Below are 3,723 nucleotides of genomic sequence, written 5' to 3' on the forward strand. Positions count from 1 at the left end.
TTTTTCTTTTGATTTTAGGGCCACGATTTGGAACCTCTTGATGAATCCTGAAGGTGATTTACTGGTATTGGAGATTCGAGACCATGAAAACCACCTAGTCAGTTTTTCAGCTATAAACCTGGAAACTAAACAATTACTTTGGGATGGTTTAACTTTTGAGGAAAGCTGGTGGCTCGGTTTAACAGCTCTAGAAAAAAACATTTTATTGATTCATGAGTTTGAGGATAGCCAGAATCCTGAAAATCAAAAACTCTTTGCTCTAGATGTTTCTAAACAGGAAGTTTTATGGGCTGTTTCTGATTTCACCTACCTCTGTACAGAGGGCAAGCAGGTAGTAGGGTTCACTAGAGAGGGAGAAGAGCGTTATTTTAGTACTATTGATTTATTAAATGGAAAAATATCAACTCTAGGGGAAACTGCTGCACGCTTTATTCAACAGAAGGCCAAAGCAAAACAAACCAATACCAAAACTGATTTCCCCATTCATTACACAGAGGAAAATGCATATTTTCAGAATTTTAGTGAATTTTTGGAGAGCAAATTATATATAAAAGCCGTAAAAGCTTGTGATTACCTGGAGTACGGTAATAAAATTATTATTTCTTATTATTCAATAGAAAAAGAAAACCTGGCCAATTTTATTGTAGTTTTCGATGAAAGTGGCCAACAACTTTTGCATGAAAAATTGGACGAAAATCTTGAGGGGGTGGGAATGGATACTTTTTTTCGTACCAATGATCAATTAATATTTATTAAAAATAAAACCCAAATTCTCAGCTATGCGATCTAACTTATCCCTTTCAACAATATTTAAACTACTACTATGGATATGCTTATTAGGCGCTTCACCTCTTTTTGGTCATCCTAAAACCATGATCGATTCTCTGGATATGCAACAACAGGGAAATCAAGCCTTCATACTTCATAAAGTGGAAGCACAGGAAACTCTTTATGGATTATCGAAGAAATATAATGTTTCTGTTGATGAACTATATCGATTTAATCCTGAAGCAAAAAATGGCTTAAAAGTAGGAACAGTGTTAAAAGTCCCAACAAACAAAGAAGAGAATACAGCACCTGATAATCAGAACTTCCATGTGGTGAAGACTTCGGAAACCTTGTATTCCATTGCCAGATCGAACAATGTATCTGTCCAGGATCTTAAATCTTGGAATAAACTTTCTGAAGATGGGTTGAAAGTGGGGCAAAAACTACTCATTTATTCAAGTGAGTCCAAAAAAGAATCTTCTATTGGCTTAAACCCAAAGAATGAGACTTCAGAAATAAAAACTAATCAAAAGTTCCATATAGTGGAGCCAAAACAAACTCTCTATTCCATTTCCAAAATTTATGGAGTTGAGGTAGATGAACTCAAAAAATGGAACCACTTAAATACTAATGAACTTTTGGTAGGACAAAAAATTTGGTTAGAATCCGGGAAAGAAAAAGCTGCAGAAAACTCATCTCCACTCCAGAAGACAAAAGAAGAATTATCTTCCCCACTAGAAAACAATGGTTCCTTAAATGCCAGCATTAACCCACCTATTGAAAGGGCCGGAGGTCAAAATACTGAAAGCATCACTCCAAATAGGGGTTTTGAAAATGGAACAGAAAAAACTGTTGAAAAAGTCAATGGTATTGACAAGGTAATAGAAACGGGATTAGCAGAAGTTATTGAAAACTCAGAGACAAAAAAATATCTGGCTCTTCACCGCACAGCACCGATTGGAACTGTTATGCGCCTTCGAAATGAAAGAAATAACCGAACGATTTTTGTCCGGGTTTTAGGTCGCCTTCCAGATACAGGTGAAAATGACAAAATAGTCATTAAAATATCCAAAGCGGCTTATGATCGCTTGGGAGCAATAAATAACAGGTTCCCTGTTGAAATGAGTTATGTTCGGTAAGCTTTTTTTCTCCCACGGCTGAGTAAACTCAGCCATGGGAAAGAGCCTTCGTTTACCTAAAAAGAAAAATCCCAACATTTTTTCAGATGATACAAGAGGTAATTTCAGAGGGAATAGATTTAAAGACCTTTCTTGATGAAAAGGTAAATCAATATAATCAAGGGGATTTTGTATTGGAAGATCCCATTGTGATACCCCATCAATTCAAAAAACTGCAAGATATTGAAATAAGTGGCTTTTGGGCGGCTGTCCTGGCCTGGGGGCAAAGAAAAACCATTATAAAAAAATGCCGAGAGCTGTTTGCCTTAATGGATAATGCTCCCTTCGATTTCATTATGAATCATAAGGAGGACAACTTGAAACCTTTTTTAAAATTCAAGCACCGTACCTTTAACGCAACAGATACGCTCTATTTCATACATTTTTTTAGGCATTTTTATAGCAAAAATTATTCCCTGGAGGAAGCATTTATTCAAGGAATGACCCCCGAAAGCAATAATATCGAGCAAGGTTTAATAAATTTCAGAAAATTATTTTTCTCCTTACCAGACCACCCCAAACGTACATATAAACATATAGCCTCTCCAGCTCGAAAGTCAGCTTGTAAAAGGATTAATATGTTCTTACGGTGGATGGTAAGAATCGACAATCAGGGTGTGGACTTTGGTTTATGGAGAAAAATAAAACCCGCTCAACTGGTATGTCCTTGTGATGTGCATGTAGACAGAGTAGCTCGTCGTTTTGGCCTTATTGAACGAAAGCAAACGGATTGGCAAACAGCTGTAGAACTCACGGAAAAGCTCAAAAGCTTTGACCCAAAAGACCCTGTGAAATATGATTTTGCTCTTTTTGGTTTAGGAGTGGAGGAAAAATTTTAATCGAAATGAAGATGTATTGAATGTAGTAGTTTCTAATTGAAATAAAAACACAACCTCCAATTAAAGACGTTGTGTTCTTTTTAAAACTCATATTTAATAAACAAATCAGTCCCTTCTCCACTCTGAAGGGTTCTTTCTCCATTCTTCCAAAGACTCCAGGGCTTCTCTGGAAATATATTCTTTTTCCAGAGCTACCTCCAACATAATAGAATAATTACTTAAAGTAAATAAAGGAATCTGAGCCTGCTTAAAATTATCATCTGCCAACGAAAAACCGTAGGTAAAGATGGCGCCCATACCTACTACTTCAAAGTCAGCAGAACGCAATGCCTCTACCGCCTTCAATGAGCTTCCTCCAGTAGATACCAAGTCTTCAATCACCACCACTTTTTGTCCCTTAGTTACTTTTCCCTCAATCATATTTTGCATTCCATGCCCTTTGGGTTTGGACCGTACATAAATAAAGGGAAGACCTAATTCCTCCGCGACTAATGCTCCCTGAGGGATTCCAGCTGTTGCTACACCAGCAATAGCCTCTACCTCCGGGTATTTTTCCTGAATCTCCTTTGCCAGGGCTTGTTTAATAAAGGTACGCACATTTGGATAGGACAAGGATAACCTATTATCACAATAAATGGGTGATTTCCATCCTGAACTCCAGGTAAATGGAGATTCCGGATTTAATTGAATTGCTTGAATATCTAATAAAAGAGCTGCGACTTCCCGGCTAACAGCCGTATTTGAGAGTTCAGGATTCATAATCTCATTTTTTGTTAATTTGTCCCAAAATTAATAAAGAGACTTTGTAAGCGCACAATTATTTTACTTCATTTGTAATCTTAGTGAAATTCAAATGTTTTTAATTAAAGCAAAAGCAGAATAACTTATTCCTAACAAAAGAAAAACTAAGAGAAAAGGTATTACCTAAATCCAAAATT

The 3,723-nt window shown here is 36.5% G+C and carries 4 protein-coding genes; 3 read left to right on the forward strand and 1 reads right to left on the reverse strand.

What is annotated here, in order from left to right:
• The 3 genes from E1171_RS05195 to E1171_RS05205 all read left to right on the forward strand — a co-directional run.
• Positions 1-790: DUF4905 domain-containing protein (locus E1171_RS05195; protein WP_222931402.1), on the forward strand; the 790-nt coding region annotated here is incomplete at its 5' end.
• Complete coding sequence (locus E1171_RS05200) at positions 780-1,907, forward strand: LysM peptidoglycan-binding domain-containing protein (protein WP_155204769.1); 1,128 nt, start codon at positions 780-782, stop codon at positions 1,905-1,907. The genes E1171_RS05195 and E1171_RS05200, both read left to right, overlap by 11 nt.
• A gap of 86 nt (positions 1,908-1,993) precedes the next feature.
• Positions 1,994-2,785 (forward strand): TIGR02757 family protein, encoded by a 792-nt coding sequence (locus E1171_RS05205; protein WP_155204771.1) that lies wholly within the window; start codon positions 1,994-1,996, stop codon positions 2,783-2,785.
• Between the two features lie 105 nt (positions 2,786-2,890).
• Here E1171_RS05205 and pyrE read toward each other — a convergent pair whose 3' ends face one another.
• Complete coding sequence (gene pyrE / locus E1171_RS05210) at positions 2,891-3,544, reverse strand: orotate phosphoribosyltransferase (protein ID WP_155204773.1); 654 nt, start codon at positions 3,542-3,544, stop codon at positions 2,891-2,893.
• Positions 3,545-3,723 lie beyond the last annotated feature (179 nt).

This window comes from Xanthovirga aplysinae (genome assembly GCF_009711365.1).
In the GTDB taxonomy this organism is placed as follows: domain Bacteria; phylum Bacteroidota; class Bacteroidia; order Cytophagales; family Cyclobacteriaceae; genus Xanthovirga; species Xanthovirga aplysinae.